This is a genomic window from Labrys sp. ALF-8 (assembly GCF_059699065.1).
In genome coordinates, this window is sequence record NZ_AP048537.1 from 883,216 (window position 1) to 903,466 (window position 20,251).

At 60.9% G+C, this 20,251-nt stretch carries 13 protein-coding genes; 3 read left to right on the plus strand and 10 right to left on the minus strand.

From position 1 onward, the window contains the following. Nucleotides 1–1,294 precede the first annotated feature (1,294 nt). Both AC6H34_RS04020 and AC6H34_RS04025 read left to right on the plus strand, forming a co-directional pair. The gene (locus tag AC6H34_RS04020) at nucleotides 1,295–2,158 is read left to right on the plus strand and encodes a DUF6502 family protein (protein ID WP_448146025.1); all 864 of its coding nucleotides are present in this window, start codon (nucleotides 1,295–1,297) and stop codon (nucleotides 2,156–2,158) included. A gap of 471 nt (nucleotides 2,159–2,629) precedes the next feature. Then, nucleotides 2,630–3,142, plus strand: coding sequence for a response regulator (locus AC6H34_RS04025; RefSeq protein ID WP_497537978.1), 513 nt, complete (start codon nucleotides 2,630–2,632; stop codon nucleotides 3,140–3,142). A gap of 165 nt (nucleotides 3,143–3,307) precedes the next feature. Here AC6H34_RS04025 and AC6H34_RS04030 read toward each other — a convergent pair whose 3' ends face one another. The 6 genes from AC6H34_RS04030 to AC6H34_RS04055 form a co-directional block, all read right to left on the minus strand. Next, on the minus strand, nucleotides 3,308–4,561 hold the full coding sequence (locus AC6H34_RS04030; protein WP_497537979.1) for a porin: 1,254 nt from the start codon (nucleotides 4,559–4,561) through the stop codon (nucleotides 3,308–3,310). Nucleotides 4,562–5,478: 917 nt separating this feature from the next. Next, nucleotides 5,479–7,443 carry a MacB family efflux pump subunit gene (locus AC6H34_RS04035; protein ID WP_448146022.1) on the minus strand — a complete coding sequence of 655 codons (1,965 nt, stop codon included), beginning with the start codon at nucleotides 7,441–7,443 and terminating at the stop codon, nucleotides 5,479–5,481. 1 nt (nucleotide 7,444) lies between these two features. Beyond that, nucleotides 7,445–8,623 carry an efflux RND transporter periplasmic adaptor subunit gene (locus AC6H34_RS04040; protein ID WP_448151223.1) on the minus strand — a complete coding sequence of 393 codons (1,179 nt, stop codon included), beginning with the start codon at nucleotides 8,621–8,623 and terminating at the stop codon, nucleotides 7,445–7,447. A gap of 96 nt (nucleotides 8,624–8,719) precedes the next feature. After that, the gene (locus tag AC6H34_RS04045) at nucleotides 8,720–10,276 is read right to left on the minus strand and encodes an efflux transporter outer membrane subunit (RefSeq protein WP_497537980.1); all 1,557 of its coding nucleotides are present in this window, start codon (nucleotides 10,274–10,276) and stop codon (nucleotides 8,720–8,722) included. After that, nucleotides 10,273–13,437: an efflux RND transporter permease subunit gene (locus tag AC6H34_RS04050; protein ID WP_497537981.1), complete on the minus strand. Its 3,165-nt coding sequence runs from the start codon at nucleotides 13,435–13,437 to the stop codon at nucleotides 10,273–10,275. The genes AC6H34_RS04045 and AC6H34_RS04050 overlap by 4 nt, the downstream gene beginning before the upstream one ends. Nucleotides 13,438–13,444: 7 nt before the next feature. After that, a complete protein-coding gene (locus AC6H34_RS04055; RefSeq protein ID WP_497537982.1) occupies nucleotides 13,445–14,659 on the minus strand; it encodes an efflux RND transporter periplasmic adaptor subunit in 1,215 nt (404 codons plus the stop codon). 150 nt (nucleotides 14,660–14,809) lie between these two features. On the opposite strand from AC6H34_RS04055, the gene AC6H34_RS04060 reads away from it, so the two are divergent. After that, the gene (locus tag AC6H34_RS04060; RefSeq protein WP_497537983.1) at nucleotides 14,810–15,511 is read left to right on the plus strand and encodes a TetR/AcrR family transcriptional regulator; all 702 of its coding nucleotides are present in this window, start codon (nucleotides 14,810–14,812) and stop codon (nucleotides 15,509–15,511) included. Nucleotides 15,512–15,558: 47 nt separating this feature from the next. Here the strand turns inward: AC6H34_RS04060 and AC6H34_RS04065 are convergent, their stop codons facing one another. From AC6H34_RS04065 to AC6H34_RS04080, 4 genes are all read right to left on the minus strand, one after another. Then, complete coding sequence (locus AC6H34_RS04065) at nucleotides 15,559–15,969, minus strand: Ros/MucR family transcriptional regulator (protein WP_448146018.1); 411 nt, start codon at nucleotides 15,967–15,969, stop codon at nucleotides 15,559–15,561. A gap of 543 nt (nucleotides 15,970–16,512) precedes the next feature. Then, nucleotides 16,513–17,883, minus strand: coding sequence for an ATP-binding protein (locus AC6H34_RS04070; RefSeq protein ID WP_497537984.1), 1,371 nt, complete (start codon nucleotides 17,881–17,883; stop codon nucleotides 16,513–16,515). Next, complete coding sequence (locus AC6H34_RS04075; RefSeq protein ID WP_497537985.1) at nucleotides 17,880–18,602, minus strand: response regulator transcription factor; 723 nt, start codon at nucleotides 18,600–18,602, stop codon at nucleotides 17,880–17,882. The genes AC6H34_RS04070 and AC6H34_RS04075 overlap by 4 nt, the downstream gene beginning before the upstream one ends. Before the next feature lie 552 nt (nucleotides 18,603–19,154). Beyond that, complete coding sequence (locus AC6H34_RS04080; protein WP_497537986.1) at nucleotides 19,155–20,219, minus strand: helix-turn-helix transcriptional regulator; 1,065 nt, start codon at nucleotides 20,217–20,219, stop codon at nucleotides 19,155–19,157. Nucleotides 20,220–20,251: the final 32 nt, after the last annotated feature.

A 20,251-nucleotide genomic window follows, 5' to 3' on the forward strand; every position in this document is an offset into this window, starting at 1 on the left:
CCTCTCCGATTTCGTTGCTCCACTTGGAACAAAGCGCGTCTAGGCAGAGACGCCGCTTTGCTCTAACTCCTTGTTTTTCGGCGCATATTTGCGTTCTGTCGATTCCGTCAAAACACAAACCGCGCGAGCAAGGCGGAGCAGGCCTCCATTGAAAAGTACATCCGATCGGCCGCCAGGGATTTCCAGACGCCACCGGCCATACGATCGTTCCAACAGATATCCGTCCCGGTTTCCGCGGGACGGCGGGTAGACTCTCGACCGGGAAAGGGAGCCCGGCGGAGAGGTTTCCCGGGTTGTTGGGACTGTCCTGGTCACTATGGCTCGCGCGGCCTTGCCGCACACACAGGCCCCCGATCGCGACGCGACAACCGACAATCCAGCGCGCACTTCGCGGCGGCGTCTTCACGCCGGTCTCCGCGCGCCAGAGTCCCGGCGCGGCAACCCGCCGCCGCCTTCCGCCGATGGTGATGGGCTAGGGACAAACAACCGCCCCAGCTAATTCCCTCCTAATTATCCATGAGTCCTATTCTGGATATCGTTCGTGATGCGTCAGAGCCTGATGCTGGAGGGCATCGGTCCTGAGCGCGCGATCACTAGTTGCAGAGCGGAGCAATGAGCCATTTTGACATGCGCCGCTTGTCAAAATCCGAGTTCACCCGAATGGAGAGCAGTTGCCGAGCTTACAGACAACTCAATTTTGCTCAAACTGATCTCTATTTGCTCAAAATGATCCAGCCAATGCTCAGCGGCAACAAGTCTGGGGCACAAAGGAACCGGCCCCCTTATCCAAAAGGAGCAATTGGCAGTCGGTAAAATTTGTAGAAGGATCATGGAGAACTCTTGAATAGGACACTGCGACAATTTCTTTGATCTATTCTCCAAGTTACGGTACGGCATATGGGCGTTTAATTCGATTATATTGAAGATAAACGGCCGCCTACTCAAATAAACATGCGTTCTTGTTTCGATCTAGAGGAGAATTCTACGTGCCTTAAAAAACATCGTGCATATCCTAGGCAAGAATCTCTGCGCCTTGACGTTTCGTAATGGTTAGTGGCAATTCAGTATTGCTATACGTCATTTCCACCCCTCAAAAACTCATTGTCACCACGACGACCATGTCCAGCAAATTTCTACAGGAATACGGTCTATTTTTTAAGCTGGAGCAGGTCCAGACCAATAATTTGCGCCCTAAGATGTCGAAAAAGACCGAACATACTTCTAAAAATAAAGAACATAATGAGAAATTTTTCGATATTTACGTCATTTTTTGTCATTTAGGCTGTGGTGGGATATGAAACAGGAAAGAAATTTCGCTGTTCCTGATCCAGCGAGGTTGCAAGGACCCATAGCAAAGCTACTCCGGCCGCTCGTGCGCCTTTTTATACGAAGCGGCATGACCTTTCCTGTCGTCTGCGAGGTTTTGCGCGAACTCTACATCAATGTCGCAGAATATGATTTTCCCCTGCCCGCCAAGGAGCAGACGGACAGCCGCGTGAGCTTGCTAACGGGAATCCACCGGAAGGAAGTGCGCCGCCTCCGGGGCGCCGGCGCGCCGGTCAACAGCGTACCGGCGACTATTTCTCGAACCAGCCGCATCCTGGCTCGCTGGATGGGCGCGCCGGAATATACCGACGAGCATGGAAACCCGATTACCCTGCCCCGGACCGCCGATGATAACAAGCCATCGTTTGATGGATTGGTGATGTCCGTGACAAAGGACGTACGGCCGCGCGCCGTCCTTGACGAATGGCTCGACCGCAAGATCGTCTCCATGGATGCCGAGGAACGTATCTCGCTCGTGGAGACAGCGTTCATTCCACAGGGTGGCGAGGACCAGCAGCTCTATTACTTCGGGCGGAACCTGCACGATCATATTGCTGCTGCAGCGACTAACGTTTCCACCCCGGTTCCCGTTTTCTTCGAGCGGGCCGTTCACTATGACGGCATCTCAGAGTCCATTGCCCGCCATCTTGAAAAGCGCTCCCGGGCCCTCGCGAAGTCAGCCCTGAGAAATGCCAATCGGGATGCCTATACTGCGACGGGAGACGAAGACAGCGGCGATTGGCGCTGGACTTTCGGCGTCTATGTCTATGCCGAGCAGACAAAGGACAAGGAGCAGGATACGCTCCCAGAGGCTCGGAACGAAGGGACGTGACCATCCCTCCTTCCATCGCGCCCCCTTCGCGAGGCGGGCTCGCCTTCTCGCGCCGTCGACAAAGCAAGGCACCAATAGCGATCGACGGGCGATGACGCGGAAGATGCAGGCCGGCCCTGCATGACACATCGGGCGCCGTCCCTCTCGAGCGGCGGCACCTTTGCCCAGGTGGCGGCCAGTTCCGCGGGCCACCGTGGAGCACGGCTCCCTCGCCCCTCCCTCGCGCCCTTGGCAATGTATTGCCGCATGCCCGCCCGTTGACAGCCGAGCCTCCGCAACGTAATCGTTATGTGGGATATTTTCCCACATAATCTGTAAGCTGCCCGACGCTGCCTAACCCTGGCGGGTTGGCGACCACAGGCGCCGTGGGGATCTCTTATGCCGCATGCTTCCGCATCGCGACTGTGCGAGCCGATCGTTTTGCCCGCGGAAACACCAATTTCGAGTCCTTAACTCTCTTATGGTTTGCGTATGTCTAAAAGAAGCTCGAAGAAGTACTTTAGAAGAGAAGCGCTGGCCATAATCGATAAATCAGCAATCTTACGAGATTGCCTTCTACGTTGCCTTACATTCGTCAGACCATCCCTAATAGCCGAAGGCTATGTCAGCATTGGCGATTGGGAGAACGCAAACGAGGATCTCTCCTACATCGTTGTGCTGCGCTTCTCCGAAGCCACGACAACAGAGATTTCTCACTATGAAGAACTCGCAAGAGTGCTGGAGATTGCGCCGACGGCAAAAGTGATCGTCATTTCCGATATTGCCGACCCAAACGTGCCTACCGGCGTCGTCGCCAGGGGAGCAAAGGGATATGTCAGCGAAGATGGGAGTCTGGATGAACTTATCGCCGCTTTCCTGGCGGTCCGCGCGGGAGGGGTTTATCTGACACCGCCCGTGGGCAGGGCTCGCTCCGCCGGCCCGCCACAGGTCGCACCGGACACGCCGAGGAATGACATGAGACAGGTCGCGCTGACCAAATACTAGGGGGGCCACCAGGGAACGTATCCCTACGACTTGCCCCCCAGTCGGGCATTCATCGATTATTATGGCGCAGGCAGTGGAACCGCATACGCCGAAAGCCGGGATTCCCGAGCCATCCGCGGCGGGGACGGCGATGAACTCGCGCCCCCACCCAGATTATGTCCTGTCTCAGAACACGCGCTTGATACGAATGCCGGCCTGCCAGATATTCTCCTTCTGATCGGAGAAAGTCGTGGTCTCCGCGCTCGTATCGGCAAGGTTCTTGAGCTTCTCCCTCGTATAGCTGACTTCACCGCTGATCGTCAGACCCTTGACGATCGTATAGGCAAGGTTTCCAGCGATGCTGAACTCTTCGACGCCGAAATTGATGCCATTCTCGACGTAATTGTCATAGGTGGTGTTGATGTAGCTGCCGACGAGGTTGGCATTCAGGACAGGGGTGATATTGCCCCCGAATTCAGCCACGATCGACCATCCCTTACCTGCGTTGAAACGGTCATTGGCATTGTAATAGTAGTCCTGCGCGCCGTACTGCGTGTTGCCTGCCCCGAGATAGTGGGTGGCGCCGTTGGCATACTGTCCCTCGACGATGAAATGCCCGCCGTCGATGAAGGGAAGCTTGACCAGGCCGGTCGCGCCAACGGCATAGCCCCACTTGTTGCCGTTCGACAGCGCATTGCCGTCGGCGTCCGTCAAATCATCGGCCGTGCGGAAATGATGGGCAGCCGCCTGAACGGCCAGCGAACCCCAGTCCTGATCCCAGCGAAGCTGGCCCACGACGTCGGGAACCTGCTGGCCGCCCTGGATGGAAGAGAAGGAGGTCTCGCGATGGTCGCGACCGTCTTCGATCGACAGCGTGGCGCTGAAACCACCGCCGAACTGCGCCGTATAGGCCAGCAGGTTCACGGTGCTCGATTCAGCATAGTAGGCGGCCCAGATCGTATCGCCATATTCGTTGTCGTAGAAGCCGAAGAACGAATGGGCGTAGCCGGCAGTCAGTCCGCCAAACTGGATGAAGGCCTTGTCGATGCTGAAGTTGTTGGTCGTGCCCGTCCCGGAGGTGGTCGCGGTGCGGCTGTCCGCATTGATCTGGAAATAGGAACGCAGCAGGCCGTAGTCGGTCTGCGTTCTCGCATCGAACCAGATGCGCGCCTGCGTCGCGAATGCAGTGCGATTGTCGTTGCGCGTGAAGCTCGAAATATCGCCGCTATGGCCGAACGCACGGTAGTCGGCACGGATCTCGCCGCCGATCTTGAGGCAGGTATCGCTGCCGGGAATGTAGAAGAAGCCCGGACCGAAGGTCGAACAGACCTTCACATATTCGACGGCTTCGCCCTTGGTCATGGGCAGATCGGCAGCCTGGGCCGAAGCCGCGGTTGCAAGTCCGGCGACGGCGCCAAGGAATATCTGCTTGAGCGTCATGTCTATCTCCTGAGGAAGTTCGCAAAGCGCGGGGTCCAAGAGACCGGCGGCTTTGCAAGCGAGTTGCGCGAAACATGGGGACGCGTAGATCCACAAAACTTCAGATCTTCCGGCGCTCCATGCTCCACCCTGACCAAATACAGGAGTACAAGACAACCGATTCCCACCAAAACCGGACGATTTATTGGCTATTCTTTGATAGTTGTGGCAAAAATAACACGTTTATAGGTATTTTTATACAAAGTATCTGAATATATAAATTGTATAACAATAAATACATACTTTAATATTGAAAGCATGATACAAACTATACATCAAAAGGATTGAGCCAGGAAGGGTGCCAATGAAGGCCTGGTCAAGTGCCTCAAGCGATCATGAGGGGCCGGAAGGGCGCTCGGCGTCTTCTCCGGCCATGAACGCTCCCCATTCGCGTCCCACTCTATTTCGCCAATGAAGGAGATGTGGCACCGAGAGCAGCGCAGATCCAGAGCCTTTCGCACAAAGGACGTCGTGCTAAAACTTAATATACTTCACAATATATTGTATTTTATGAAATATATAAATTCTTATACTTAGTTTCAATGAGAAGATCGCCCTATTTTGGCCACCATCCGGAACGACAACGAACTCGTTCAATATCCTCCAAGACATTGGACATCGTGCCCGCAAGAAGTTCGCGAGACCCATTGCCAGGCCCTGCTCCACGCTATCCGGTTTGCCCCGGGGAGCGTGGAGCATTGGCATCGGCCAGCACGATTTAGAGGTGTGGCGGCACAGCCCTTCGCCACCGGCCACCCAGTGCACCCCTCCTTCATTGTCAAAGTTGACATCCTGCCGTTCGCGGCGTGCTCGGGCCGGCCTGGCGGCATCGCATGGCAATCGGCCCTGGCTCAAGGACCGCCAGAAGCCCCGCGAAGCTACTCCCTCGCCAGCGCCGCCACCGGATCCAGCCGCGAGGCATTGTGAGCGGGAAGGTAACCGAAGACGATGCCGATCAGGCTTGAACAGAGGAAAGCAGCCAGGATGGACCCCGTCGAGTAGACGAAGCTGAAGCTGGTGCTGAACGCACTGAAAGCCGCACCGAGACCGAGCGCTGCGGCAACACCGAGGATCCCCCCGATCAGGCAGACGAGTACGGCCTCGATCAGGAATTGCTGGAGGACGTCGCCCTGTCGCGCACCGACTGCCAGCCGCACGCCGATCTCCGACACACGCTCGGAAACCGAAACCAGCATGATATTCATGACGCCGATGCCGCCGACGATGAGCGATATCACCGCGATCGCCGCGATCAGCAGCGTCATGGTCTGGTTGGTGCTGGTGATGGTCTGCCGAATGTCGTCGGTATTGAGGATGAAGAAGTCCTTCGTGCCGTGCCTTTGCATCAGAAATTGCGTCACCGCCTGTTCCGCCAGGCTGGTGGCGACGTTGTCGTCCACGCGCACGGTAATGCTGCGCAGCGAGGTCGAGCCGAGAAAGCGTGCCTGCGCGGTGGTGTAGGGAATGTAGAGCGACGGGTTCTGGCTGGATCCAAAGCCGCCCTGCCGGGCCTGGACCACGCCGACGATGCGGATCGGCACCTTACCCACCAGAAGGACCTGCCCGACGGGGCTCATCCCTTCGTCGGGGAACATCGCCGTCTTCGCATTCGCATCGATCACGGCTTCCTGCGCAACCTCGCTTACGCTCGATGCGTCGAAGAGACGGCCCTCGGACAGCTTCATGCCCGTCGCTGCGAAATATCGATCGCCGACACCGTTGACGAGGGCGCTCGCCTCCCTGGCCTGGAAGCGGATGGTGCTGGATGTCGAGACCGTCGGCGTGACGGCCGCCACATAGGCCTGCTTGGCCAGTTCGGTCGCATCCGCGACGACGAGGGTCGTGATCTTGCCGGATCGGGTGTCGCCGAAGTCCTTGCCGGCGAAGACTTCAAGCGTGTTGGTGCCGAGATTGGAGATATTTGCCAGGACCCGCTCCTGCGAGCCCCGGCCTAGGGCGACGACGCTGACGACCGAGGCAATGCCGATTATGATCCCGAGCATGGTGAGGAAGGTGCGCAGCTTATGGGCTCTCATCGCCAGCAAGGCCATCTGGAAGGCTTCCTTGAGCCGATCGAACCAGGCGCCGAGGGAGAACCGCCGCGATGGCACCGTCTCGACGACTGGGGATCCGATCCCCGCCTTCGTACCGGCTTCGCTCCGCGTGTCGGAGACGATCCTCCCGTCGCTGATTTCGATGACCCGCTCCGCCCGCCTCGCGACGGTCATGTCGTGGGTGACGATGATGATGGTCCGCCCCTCGGTATGCAGTTCGTCGAGGATACGCAACACCTCCTCGCCGCTTTGCCTGTCGAGAGCGCCGGTAGGTTCGTCGGCCAGGACGACATTGGCATTGTTCATCAGGGCCCGGGCGATGGAGACGCGCTGCTGCTGGCCTCCTGAAAGCTGGCCGGGCCGATGAAGCTTGCGGTCGGCCATGCCGAGACGATCCAGCAGCGCGGCGGCACGCCTTGTCCGCTCGGTCCTGGGCCGGCCGGCATAGATCGCGGGAATCTCCACATTGCCCTGGGCACTCAGCTCCCCGAGCAGGTGATAGCGCTGGAAGATGAATCCGAAATGTTCGCGCCTCAATGCCGCGAGTTCATCGGCGGCGAGAGACGAGATTTCCCGCCCCGAGATGCGGTAGCTGCCCGACGTCGACCGGTCGAGGCAGCCGAGAATGTTCATCAGTGTCGACTTGCCCGAACCCGACGCGCCGACGATCGCGACCTTCTCGCCTGCCTCGATGGTCAGGTCGATGTCTCGGAGAACGGCAATAGTCCCCTCACCGGACGGATATTCCTTCCTGACGTCGGCCATGCGGATGAGCGGCTCCGTCGCCATGTCACAGCCCCATAGGCGGGGGACCGCCCGGACCGCTGGAACTGGTCGATGCAGCCTGTTGCGTGACCTCGCCAGTGACGACCCTTTCGCCCTCAGCGAGGCCGGACAGCACTTCCGCCGTAACTTTGTTGTTGAGACCGATCTTGACCTCACGGTCGAGGACCGTGCCATCCTTCCCCTGGATGCGAACCATGTAGCGGTTGCCCTCCTTCACCGCGCCGAGCGCTGCCGAAGGGACGACCAGGACGTTGCTCGATCGCCCGAGGACGATGTGTACCTCGGCCGTCATGTAGGTTCTCAGGCGGCCGTCCCTGTTGGGCACGTCGAAGATGCCATTGTAGTAGATCGCGTCGGAGGAGGACGAAGTGCTGCTGGATGTCGAGGACGTCGAGGACGTGGAGGAGGAAAAGCTGCTGTCGCTCCTGATCGATTCAGGTGCCGGCTCGATCGATTCCAGCTGGGCGGAATAGCGGATGTCGGGTGCCCCAAGCACCGTGAAATAGACTGGCAGGCCGGGCGTGACCTTGATGACGTCGGCCTCGGAAATCTCCGTGCGCACCGTCATCGTGTCGAGTTGCCCGAGAATGACGATCGTCGGCGCCGACTGGACGGCGTTCACCGTCTGGCCCTCCTGGCTGACGACCGAAAGAACCGTGCCGTCGATGGGAGCCTTGATCTTCGTATAGTCCAGGTTGACCCTGGCGGTCTCCACGGCGACCTGCGCCTCGGTGATATCAGCCTGGAGCGCCTCGATCTGCGCCAATGTCACGTTCACCGCAGCATCGGCGCTTTCGAAGTCGGCTTGCGAGACGGCCCTCTGGGCCACCATGCTTTTCTGCCGCGTGAGTGTCTGCCGATTGAGGATCAATGTCGCCTGCTTTTCCGCAAGCTGCGCCTTGACGTTGGCAAGCGACGCTTGCGCCGTCTGGAGACTGTTCTGCTGGGTTACGGAATCGATCTCGGCGATCAGGTCCCCCGCCTTAACCTCCTGCCCGAGCCTCACCTTCACGCTGATGATCCGCCCGGATACCTGCGCCCCGACCGCGACCAGCCTGACGGGCTTCAAGGTTCCCGTCGCGAGGACTGTCTCCTCCACGTCCCCGCGCGTCACCACGGCCGTCATCAACGTGGAAGCCTGGCCCGTACCCAGCTTCTGCCAAAGCAGGTAACCGCCGGCCATGCCCCCCGCGAGGATAACGACCGCTGCGATGGCGACGAACGGCCTCAACGCTGTGTGCTCCTCGTCGCCGCGCTCTCATCGGACTTCGCCACGGGCTCAGTCCTTTGCCGCACGGGCGCCCGGCGGGGTCGCATCCTGCTCGAAATGCGGTCCGGTATTGGTGTCGACGACCTCCGGCCTGGAGGCGTCGACGGTGCCGCTCCATCCGCCGCCGAGCGCCTTGTTGAGCGCGATATAGTCGGTCGTGATGGCCACCCGGCTTGCGATGAGCGAATCCTCCGCCGAATAGAGCGAACGCTCCGCTTCGAGCAGGTCGAGGAAGCTCTGCGTGCCGGACTGATAGAGGGAGCGGCCGAGCGTTGCGGCATCGCGATAGTGGCTCGCCGAGGTGGCCAGCTTGCCGCTCTTGATGCGCTCCTGGGCCAGCGCGACGATGGCGTTCTCGACGTCTTCGAGCGCGGACAGCACGGATGAGCGATAGGCGATGAAATACTGGTCGCGCTGGGCCTGCGCCACTTCGACGGCAGCCTTGAGCTGCCCGCCATTGAAGATGGGGACCGTCAACGTCGGCCCGAAGGACCAACTGATCGAAGAGCTTTTCCCGAGGTCTCCGACTTTGGCGGTGGTGGTTGCGATGTCGCCGGTCAGGCTCACGCTCGGATAGCGGGCCGCCTCGGCCTGGCCGACCTTTGCGGTGTATTGTGCATATTGGCGTTCAGCCAGGCGGACATCCGGGCGAGCCAGCAGGAGATTTGCGGGGATTCCGGTCGGAACGGGCAGTTTCGGCTGCGGAATGGGCGCGGCTTTCCGTAGCCGGTCGTTCAACGCCGCAGGCGGACGACCGGTCAGGACCGCCAGCCTGTGCACGGCCTGGGCATAGGAGGATTGGAGGTCGGGGATATTCGCTTCGGTACTGGCCGCCTGCCCGGCGGCATTGGCGACATCGACGGCCGACGAAGCGCCGGCTTCGAACTTGGTGCGCGTGAGGGCCGCCGTCTCCCGCTGCGAGGCGGCGGTACGCCGGGCAAGCGCGATCCGGGCCTGGTAGCCGCGCGCCTCGACATAGTTGGAGGCGACGTCGCCTATCAGGGTGAGAAGCGTCGAGCGCAGGTCCTCGTCGGCGGCGTCCATGCCGTAGCGCGCCGCCTCGACGGCGCGGCGGTTGGCGCCGAAGAGGTCGAGCTCCCAACTGGCATCGAAGCCGGCCTGATACTGGCTGTAGGTGCTGCCCGTATCTGCCCCTGAGGCCGCGCTCTTGGCGCGGGTTGCCGAGCCGGAACCGTCGACGGACGGAAACAACGCCCCGACGGCCTGACGATAGCTGGCCCGGGCCTCCCGGATCTTCGCTTTCGCGGTGGCGACATCTAGGTTGCCGGTCACCGCCTCCTGCATCAGGCTGTCGAGGAGAGGATCGTTGAGCCGCCGCCACCAGCCTGCCAGTTCCGGCGGCCTGGACGGCTTCGTCTGCGCGGTGCTTCCCCACCTCGAAGGGAGGGTGAGCGTGGGTTTGCGATAGTCCGGGCCGACGACGCAACCGGCGAGACCGGCGGTCAGGAGCAGGACGCTCACGGCCAGCAGGGAGGCGGGGCAACGGGAGGCCGGCGCCTTCCCTGGTATTGCTGTGATCATGATGCTGTTCTTCGGCAAGGTCATTGGCTGGGTTCCGCCGCGCGGGGCAAGGCCGTATCCGGCAGCCGTGGTGAACTCTCGTCTCCTCTCGGCTTTCCCCGGAACAGCCGGCGCACCGCGACGAAGAGCAGCGGCACGAAGAAAATGCCGAGGGCCGTCGCGGCGATCATGCCGCCCATGACCCCGATGCCGATCGCGTTCTGCGCGCCGGAACCCGCGCCGCTGGCGATCGCCAGGGGCGTCACGCCGAGAATGAAGGCAAAGGACGTCATCAGAATCGGGCGCAGCCTTTGGCGCACCGCCTCCAGAGTCGCCTCGACGAGACCGAGGCCGGCCTCCTGGCGCTCGATCGCGAACTCCACGATCAGGATCGCATTCTTCGCTGCGAGGCCGATCGTCGTCAGCAGCCCGACCTTGAAGTAGACGTCGTTGGTCTGGCCGAAGACGAGAGCGGCCGCGAGCGCACCGAAGATGCCGATCGGCACCGACAGCATGACCGCAAAGGGTACCGACCAGCTTTCATAGAGCGCGACGAGGCACAGGAACACGACGAGGACCGAGATTGCATAGAGTGCGGTCGCCTGGTTCCCCGACAGCCTTTCCTGATAGGAAAGGCCGGTCCATTCATGCCCATAGCCCGTGGGCAGTTCGGCCACGAGCCGGTCGATCTCGTCCATGGCGGCGCCCGAGCTGACGCCGGAGGCCGCCTCGCCCTGGATCTCGACGGCGGAGGAGCCGTTGTAGCGCTCCAGGCGCGGCGACCCATAGGTCCAATGGCTGGATGCGAAGGATGAGAAAGGCACCATCGTGCCCGCCGAATTGCGCACCTGCCACTTGCCGAGATCCTCCGGCTGCATGCGGAAATCGCTATCGGACTGAAGGTAGACCTTCTTGACGCGACCACGATCGATGAAGTCGTTGACGTAGTCGCTGCCCCAGGCGGTCGACAGCGTGTCGTTGATGTCGGAGAGGCTGACGCCGAGCGCACTTGCCTTCTCCTGATCGATGTCGATCGAGAATTGAGGCGTATCTTCCTGTCCGTTCGGCCGGGTGTTGGCGAGGAGCTTGCTGCCGGCCGCCGCGGAGAGGAGTCGGTTGCGCGTCTCGATCAGCTTGGCATGGCCGGCGCCGTTGACGTCCTGCAGGTAGAAATCGAAACCGTTCGACGTGCCCATGCCCTGGATGGCGGGAGGAGCCAGCGCGAAGACCTGGCCGTCGCGGATCCTGGAGAAGGCAGCCATGGCGCGGCCGGCCACGGCACTCGCGGACAGGCTGGCCGATTTGCGGGCGTCAAAGTCCTTGAGCCTGACAAAGGCCATGCCGACATTCTGGCCCTGGCCGCTGAAGCCGAAGCCCGAGACGGCCATGACGCCCTCGACCGCATCCTTCTCCTCGTTGAGGTAGTGATCCGTCACCTGCTTCAGCACACGCTCGGTACGGTCCTGCGTGGCGCCGACAGGCAATTGGACGCTGGTGATGAGGATGCCCTGGTCCTCTTGCGGCAGGAAGGAACTCGGCAGCCTTACGAACATCCACCCCATGGCGACCACGATGCCGAGGAAGACGAAAAGGAAGCGCTTGCGGCGCTGTATGATGCCGAGCACGCCGTTCGCATAGACATGATTACTGCGATCGAAGGCGCGGTTGAAGTCGCCTGCGAACCCGCGGTCCTTTCGGTGTGTACTCGATTGCTTGAGGATGGTGGCGCAAAGCGCCGGCGTCAGGATCAGCGCCACCACGACCGACAGGATCATTGCCGAGACGATGGTGACCGAGAACTGGCGGTAGATGATGCCGACGGAACCGCCGAAGAAAGCCATCGGCACGAAGACGGCCGAGAGCACCGTGGCGATACCCACAAGCGCGCCCGTTATCTGCTGCATGGACTTGCGCGTCGCCTCGCGCGGCGGCAAACCCTCCTCCTCCATCACGCGCTCGACGTTCTCGACGACGACGATGGCATCGTCGACGAGGAGCCCGATGGCGAGCACCATCGCGAACATGGTGAGCGTGTTGATGGAATAGCCGAAGACGGCAAGCACGCCGAACGTGCCGAGGAGAACCACCGGGACAGCCAATGTCGGTATCAGCGTCGCGCGGATGCTCTGGAGGAAGACCAGCATGACGACGAAGACGAGGACGATCGCCTCGACCAGGGTCTTCACCACTTCCTCGATCGACAGTTTGACGAAGGGCGTGGTGTCGTAGGGATAGACGACCTTCACCCCTTGCGGGAATGTCCCTTCCAGTCGCGCGATCGTCGCCTGCACGGCTTCGGCGGTGCTGATCGCGTTGGCGCCTGTGGCGAGCTTGATGGCGAGCCCTGCGGCGGGCATGCCATTATAGCTGGACGTGTTGGTATAGCTCTCGGCGCCGAGTTCGACCCGGGCAACGTCGTTGAGGCGCACCAGCGAGCCGTCCGTGGTGCTCTTCAGGATGATGTTGCGGAACTGCTCGGGCGTCTGCAGGCGGCTCCTGGCGGTGACCGTGGCGTTGAGCTGCTGCCCCTTTCGCGCCGGCAGCGCGCCAAGCTGACCCGCCGAGACCTGCGTATTCTGCGCCTGGATGGCCGTGGCCACGTCGCTCGGCATCAGCGCGTATTTGGCCAGCTTGTCGGGATCGAGCCAGATGCGCATGGCGTAGCTCGAGCCGAAGATCTGTGTGTCGCCCACACCTTCGACGCGCTTGAGCGTGTCGTTGAGAGTGCTGTCGACATAATCGGCCAGATCGTTGGAGCTGAGCTTTCCGTCGCTCGACACGAAGGCAATGACCATCAGGAAGCTGTCCGAGGACTTGGTGACGGTGATGCCCGTGCTCTGGACGATATCGGGAAGCTGCGAGGTGACGAGTTGCAGCTTGTTCTGTACCTGCATCTGGGCCACGTCCGGGTCGGCGGCGCTGGTGAAGGTCAGCGTCAGCGAGGCAGCCCCCGTCGAGGTCGATGTGGCGGTCATGTAGTCGAGATTGTCGATGCCGATCATACCCTGCTCGATGATCTTGGTCACCGAGTTCTCGACCGTCTCGGCGTCTGCGCCGGCATAGGTCGCGCTGATGCCTACCGTTGTCGGGGCGATCTGCGGATACTGCGAGATCGACAGCGAATTGAGGGCCAGCAGCCCTCCGAGCATGATGACGATAGCGATGACCCAGGCGAAATTCGGCCGGTCGATGAAGAAATTCGACATGGCGGCGTCAGTCCTTCACCGAGCTGTCGCGCCCGCCATTACCAGCGATGGCCTTGCTGTCCTGCTGGTCGGCGAGGGCCGCCTGCCTGCGCTCGCGCACCTCGCCGGTGGTGTCGTCGATGACGACCTCGACCGCATCGACGTCCTGGCCGATGCGGACGAACTGAGAGCCCTCGACGATGACGCGGTCCCCGTCCGAAACACCGGCCGTCACGAGCCAGTTGTTGCCGATGCTCTGCCCGACGGTCAGGCCCCGTTCCTCGACCTTGCCCTGCCCGTCGACGAACAACGCGGTGGGTTCGCCCTTTGTGTTGCGGGTCACGGCACGCTGGGGAACGAGGAAGCTGTTGGGTGCGACGCCCTCCTCCACCAAAGCGCGCACATACATGCCCGGCAAGAGCAGCCTGTCCGGATTGGGAAATTCGGCTCTGACAGAGAAGGTACCCGTCGTCTCGCTGACGGCGGATTCCGCGAATTCCAGCTTGCCGCCACGCGGGTAGATCGTCCCGTTTTCGAGCTTGAGCTTCACGCTGACATTGTCGCCGGAGATCCTGATGCGCCCGGCCTCGATCGCCTGCCGAAGGTTGAGGAGGTTCGTGCTCGACTGCGTGACGTCGACATTGATCGGATCGAGCGTGCGGATCGTGGTCAGCGCCGTATCCTGGCTCGCCGTCACCAGCGCTCCGGGCGTCAACGTGGACTTGTCGACCCGTCCGGAAATGGGCGCCGTGATCGTCGTGTAGTCGAGATTGATCCTCGCGCTTTCGACCGAAGCCTTCGCCGATGCCACATCGGCCTTCGCCTGAGCGAGCGAGGCGACGGCGTCGTCGAGATCCTGCTTGCTGACCGCGTTCTGCTTGCTCAGGCTCTGGTAGCGCTCGACCTTCGCCTCGGCGCTGGGTACGGCCGCCTCGGCTTTCTGCTGGGTGGCGATCGCACTGTCATAGGCAGCCTGGTAGCTTGCCGGATCGATCCGGTAGAGCGCCTCGCCTTCCCTGACCTCACCGCCTTCCTGGAACAGGCGCTTCTGGATGATGCCGCCGACCTGCGGACGTACTTCAGCCGAGAGCGAGGCCGTGGTCCGGCCCGGCAGCTCCGCGGTGATGGTGACGGACTGGGGATGCAATGTTAGGACGCTCGCCTGCGGCTTCGCCGTCGGAGCTGTTGCCGACCCCGGACTATCCTGCCCGTTGCACGCGGACAGGATGCCGGCCAGGAACAAACCTGCCGCAAGCGCTGTTCCGACGGCCCGCGGGTGCGATGAACCTGGGGGGCACTGGCGACGGGAACAGACGCCGAAGGTCGATGGGGACAACAAAATTGCTTTGGCCTTATATTTAAAAAACGGTACCGTACATATATTAAGGAGACCATGACGGTGTCAATCCAGAACCAGCGGAGCGAAGGCGTGGAGCAGCGCGGGGACGACGTCGCGAAGGCTGCGCAACCACGCGGCCGCGGTCGCCCCAAGCTCATGTCCGACGCCGAACAGGCCTCATCCATCGCCCGCAGGGCCCGCGATCTTTTCCTGGAAAAAGGGTACGCGCGCACGACCATGGAGGACGTCGTCGCCCGCTGCCGTATCTCCAAGAGCACTCTCTATCGCCTGTTCCCAAACAAGACGGAGCTCTTCGGGGCGGTCATCGACGATCACCGCCAGGAGATGCTGGCCCTCGCCGGCAACTACGACGACCTGCCGGTCGACGAGGCGCTGGCGCGCATCTTCCGCATCGAGATCGACGACGAGGCCAATCACGAACGCATGGCCTTGATCCGCTTCGTCGTCGTCGAAGCTCGCGAGTTCCCGGAACTGCGCGATCTCCTGCACGAACGAGGCGCGGATCGCTCACGCCAGGAACTGGCCGGGTGGCTGGAAGCCGAGAAGGCAAAGGGCCGCATTGCCATTCCCGACAGTGACCACGCGGCCAAGGCCCTGATGGACCTGATGTTCGGGGCGCTGGTCATGAAGCCTCCCGGCAATCCCGAATGGCCCGACAGGCAGCAGCGTATTCGCTATCTGCGCAACTGCATCGACATGTTCACGCAGGGGATCCTGCCCCGCCGATCGGCATGATCGATCTGGCGCAAGGAACTATGCCATCGATCTACAGGATATCGCGATCAATCTTCATCGTTTCTCTGCCGCCGGCCAAGTCCCAGTTGTTTGGCAAGGGCCGTTCGCTTGGCGGAGTAATTGGGAGCTACGATCGGATAATCGTCCGGCAGGCCCCACCGTATGCGGTATTCGTAGGGCGTCATGCCATAGGCAACCATGAGATGTCGCTTGAGCGATTTGAACTGCTTCCCGTCCTCGAGGCAGACAATGTAGTCAGGCGTCACCGATTTTCTGATGGGCACTGCGGGAAGCAGCTTTATACCAGCAACGACCGGTTTGGCCTCACCGAGCGACAATTGATTCAGCGTGGAACGGACAGCGTCAATTAGTTTGGGCAAATTCGCCGGAGTGATCGAATTGTTCGAGACATATGCGGTCACGACCTTCGTGATGGTAGCAGCGATGCGATCTTCCACTCTTTCGAATCCTAGCGTTGTTGGTAATTTTACTACATCTATTCTCGTATATCGAACAAATGTATTTAGATTATTTCTGGTTTTTATGTTATTTTAAGATAATTTATTGATATAAAATTACATAAATTTCGACAAATAAACAAAATAAGTAATATAAATATTAAGTTTAAAATATATATTGCGACTTATATCATTAAACTGACAGAATATCCTCCATGGCGGCAATAAATTGCCCATGATCATGGATGATCGTCCACCATTTAACTCAGTGCCGATAGATTTTGTACGACAAACACCCACTGACGTCGCCTGCGATACCAGACGTCGGAAGATCATCTATAATGCAATAGTGAGCAAGTAAAGTCATATATCGCTCCATTCCTTGAATGTAACGACAAATAAAAATTGTATCAGTATTTATACAATTACGAATCGAGGGTGCGTGCCACACGCTTCGAGCCACCTTCGATCCAAAGCGTTCACGCAGGGATCATGGGCCGACCACGGCGATTCACCTGGCGACAGCTCGGGGATGGTGTCTCCTCAACGATCGAGGAGGCGCCGGTTTCTTGGATCCACTAGTGCCTCGGGAGCCTTCGCTGTCATGGGGAACCTGAGTCGGGCGACGAGTCCGCTCGGTTGCCTCTCAGCCAGTTCGAGCGTTCCCCCATGCCCCTCGATGATCTCCTTCACGATGGACAGCCCCAGGCCGACGCTGCCCGGGCGGCTGGATCGTGCCGGATCGAGGCGCACAAAGGGTTCGATCACATCCTGGAACCTGTCCCTTGGAATGCCGGGACCGTCATCTGCGACCTCAATGGCGACGATGTCGGCGTCCGTCGCGGCGCTGATGACGACGGTGGAGCCGAAATGGGCCGCGTTTTCCACGAGATTGGTCAGAGCCCTGGTGATCGCCGTGGGCCGGCAGAAGCATCGAATCTGCGCCGGACCGTCGTAGCTGACGGATACACCCGCCTCCTCGTATTCGTCGCTCAACGTCGACAGCAGCGCACCCAGGTCGAACCATTCTTTTTCTTCACGGTCAAAACCGCCGCTCAGAAAAGCGAGTGCGGAACTGACCATCGATTGCATCAGCCCGATATCCCGCAGGAGCTTGCCGCGGTCGATTTCCGGCGAGCCGGCATCGAGTTGCAGGCGCATGCGCGTGAGAGGCGTGCGCAGGTCGTGGCTGATCGCGGCCAGCGTGCGCGTCCGGTCCTGCATCGAGCGGGTGACGCGCTGCTGCATGAGATTGAACGCGCGGGCGGCACTGCGGATCTCCAGGGGCCCTTCCTCCGCGATGGGCGAGATCGAAATATCGCGACCGAAGGAGTCCGCCTTCGCTGACAGGCGGCGCAAGGGGCGGATCACAAGCCAGACCGCCCAGGCGGACATGCCCGCGACAGCCACGCATAGGAAAAGCACCGACGCCATGACCGGGAAGGAGATCCTGGGAGGCCTGGAGTTGCCCTTATCGATGCGGATGTCGAGGGTTTGATCATCGAACCGCAGGACGACCTGGACCGAGTTGTCGGTGTCGTCGGGCTGGCAGGACCGGATCTCCACGTCCTTCTTGGTCTTGGCGAACTCGGATTTCAGCGCCGCTTCCAGGCTGTGGGTATCACCGGTGCGTGCGGCACAGAGGACGGGCGCCTGCGTCAGCCTGATCGACGGCATGTCGGGCCGCTGGAAGGCGGCCATGACCGCGTTCCACTCACCCCTGGGCACCGCCTTCAGGCCATCGACCAGGTTCGTGATGCGATAGACGGGTTGCCAGGGCCAGAAAGGCGGGGGCGGGCCGCCTGGGTCGAGCATCGCCAGGAGCCCGATGAAGAGCAGGAAGGTGAGCGCCGAGGAGGTGGCGATGATCGCGAGAATCTGGCCGAGCGTCGTGGAGAAGAACCGCCGCATCATCCCTCGACCGTCACCTCGGGCTGGAAGGCATATCCATCCGCCCGCATGGTACGGATGGGATTGGCGAGCGGATCATCGCCTGTGAGCTTGCGGCGCAGCCGGCTGACGAGGAGATCGACCGACCTTGTCGAGATCACGAACCCCTCCCCGCGCGTATGGCTGATCAACTCCTCGCGGGACAGAACCTGTCGCGAGCGCTGGCAGAATATGAGCAGCAGATCGGTCTCGGCTCCCGTCAGCGGAATGCGCAGGCCGGCCGGCGAGCGCAAGAATCGCCGATAGGGATAGAAGGCGAAGCCGGAAAAGCGCAGCACCATCTCCGCCGCTGGCTGCTGCGGGGTGTCTGCATCGAGCGGCGCGCGCCTCAGCACGGCACGGACACGGGCCAGCAGCTCTCGCAGATCGAACGGCTTGGACACATAGTCGTCGGCGCCGAGTTCGAGACCGATGACCTTGTCGGTGGGCTCCGTGAGGGCCGTGATCATGATGATGCGCGGTCCGCCCGAAGATCGCAGGCGCCGGCAAAGGGAGAGGCCATCTTCCCCCGGCAGCATGACATCGAGCAGCACGAGGTCGATATTGTTTTGCCCGAGAACCTTTCCCGCTGCTTCGGCGCTTGCAGCGATGAAGGTCGCGTAACCCTTGTCCTGCAGGAAACTGGCGAGCGACGAAGCGATGTCCGGGTCGTCCTCCACGATGAGGATTTGGCTTTGGGTCAACGGTCGTCAGGCCTTTCTGGTCGCCCGGTCGGGCTCATGCGATTGAAGATCGTCTCAACCTCCACACATTTTGCCTTGGAGTTTCGGCAGAACAATAACTCCGGTGCGTGGTGTCCCGAAACATACGGCCGCGACAGAGCAGTCGTCCGGATCGGCAGGACTGTCCAGCATGCCAAAATTCCCGATAAGTTTGATAGGCGACAAACGCAAGGACGTGAGTGTGTCAATTTCTACACACGCGCGAGCGGCAGCGCTTGAACCCCCGCACACATCCCGTAACCTTTTGAAATATATAAGGACACGCCGCATGACCGCGCCACACGCGAAAGTCGTGCCGAGACAGAGATTGAACCGCCGACATCTAATTTCATGGGAAAGGACTTGGCAACCGTGCTTCCCCGATAGCCATAGCGCCCATACGCAGTGACGCGTTCGATGATATCGGCGGCAACCGGGGCCAGGCCCCAGGTTCTTGTTTCCTGCCCGTTGACGCCCCTCGACGACCGCACGCCGAATGGCGCTCGGAAAGGCGGAGGTCGATCCCGCGCCACGTCAGGCGCCTCCTGCATTCGGCCGCGCCGGCGCGGCATGCGGGGAACGGTGCCTGGCTCGAACCAAGCGCGGGGAAGTATCAAAGCGACGGCGGAACGTCCGGTTGAAATAGGACAGGTCGCCAAAGCCGACATCAAAAGCGATTTCGCTGATCGAGCGTCCCTGCTCGTCGGGCGACTGCAAGCGGCGCATTGCCCTGTCCAGCCGACGCTGCAGCACGAATTCAGAGAAGGTCTCGCCTTCTCCCTCGAACAGCTTCTGCAGATAGCGGATGCTGATGCCGTGCCGCAGGGCGATCTGGCTCGCATTGAGCGCCTGATCCTCGAGATAAGCCTCGATGTCGGATTTGATGGCATTCAGGCGGGCCGCCGCGCGATCCTGCACCGTATGGCACACCTGCACCTCGGCCTCGCTGCATAGAATGTCGACGAGATCGCTCATATAGCCGCAGGCATGCTCCAGCAGCATCGCACCGCTCATCGGGAGCAGGCCCCTCATCAGCGCCGCACCATAATTGCCGAGCAGAACCAGCGTGTCGTTGTTCTGCGGAAAGACCCGCAGGCTCGCCGAGCATTCGAGCATGCTCTCGGTGATGCGCTCGCGCACTAGGACCAGGCAATCGACGCGATCGACATGCCTCAGCCAGAGGCTGACGGGCCCGTCGCCCGTCAGGAGGATGGCCTCACGGGCGGAAACGAAGGCGCGCCGCCCGTCGCGCACCACTTCCATCCGGCCGTTCGAGGGGCGCAGTAGCACGCCCCCTGCGCCGAGCGCGGCGGCGTCGACCACGACTTCTCTGTCCTGAAGGGGTGAAAAGCAGGAGATGGGGCCGATATCGGGCTCCAGGCGCAACAGCGCCCTGGCGCCCAGCAGGACTGGATCCGACGGACCGAGCCTGCGATGCGCGGCCATGCGTCCGCTCGCCCGCAACTCGACCAACGCCAGTTCCTCGCCCGTCAACCCATGCCCGAGCAGCCAGACAGGCCTCAGCCTTCCCGCAAAGGTTTCACGAGGAAGCGGAGCGGCATGGTCCGGCCCGACAGTTCGCTTCAGTCCATTTCTCAATGCGCCCAAGTCCAAGAATTAAAATAACACGA

Coding starts and splice junctions, on each gene's coding strand:
- AC6H34_RS04060 (WP_497537983.1), top strand. CDS start 14,810: ATGACGGTGTCAATCCAGAACCAGCGGAGCGAAGGCGTGGAGCAGCGC.
- AC6H34_RS04070 (WP_497537984.1), bottom strand. CDS start 17,883: ATGATGCGGCGGTTCTTCTCCACGACGCTCGGCCAGATTCTCGCGATC.
- AC6H34_RS04050 (WP_497537981.1), bottom strand. CDS start 13,437: ATGTCGAATTTCTTCATCGACCGGCCGAATTTCGCCTGGGTCATCGCT.
- AC6H34_RS04035 (WP_448146022.1), bottom strand. CDS start 7,443: ATGGCGACGGAGCCGCTCATCCGCATGGCCGACGTCAGGAAGGAATAT.
- AC6H34_RS04045 (WP_497537980.1), bottom strand. CDS start 10,276: ATGACCTTGCCGAAGAACAGCATCATGATCACAGCAATACCAGGGAAG.
- AC6H34_RS04020 (WP_448146025.1), top strand. CDS start 1,295: ATGAAACAGGAAAGAAATTTCGCTGTTCCTGATCCAGCGAGGTTGCAA.
- AC6H34_RS04040 (WP_448151223.1), bottom strand. CDS start 8,623: ATGGCCGGCGGTTACCTGCTTTGGCAGAAGCTGGGTACGGGCCAGGCT.
- AC6H34_RS04025 (WP_497537978.1), top strand. CDS start 2,630: ATGTCTAAAAGAAGCTCGAAGAAGTACTTTAGAAGAGAAGCGCTGGCC.
- AC6H34_RS04030 (WP_497537979.1), bottom strand. CDS start 4,561: ATGACGCTCAAGCAGATATTCCTTGGCGCCGTCGCCGGACTTGCAACC.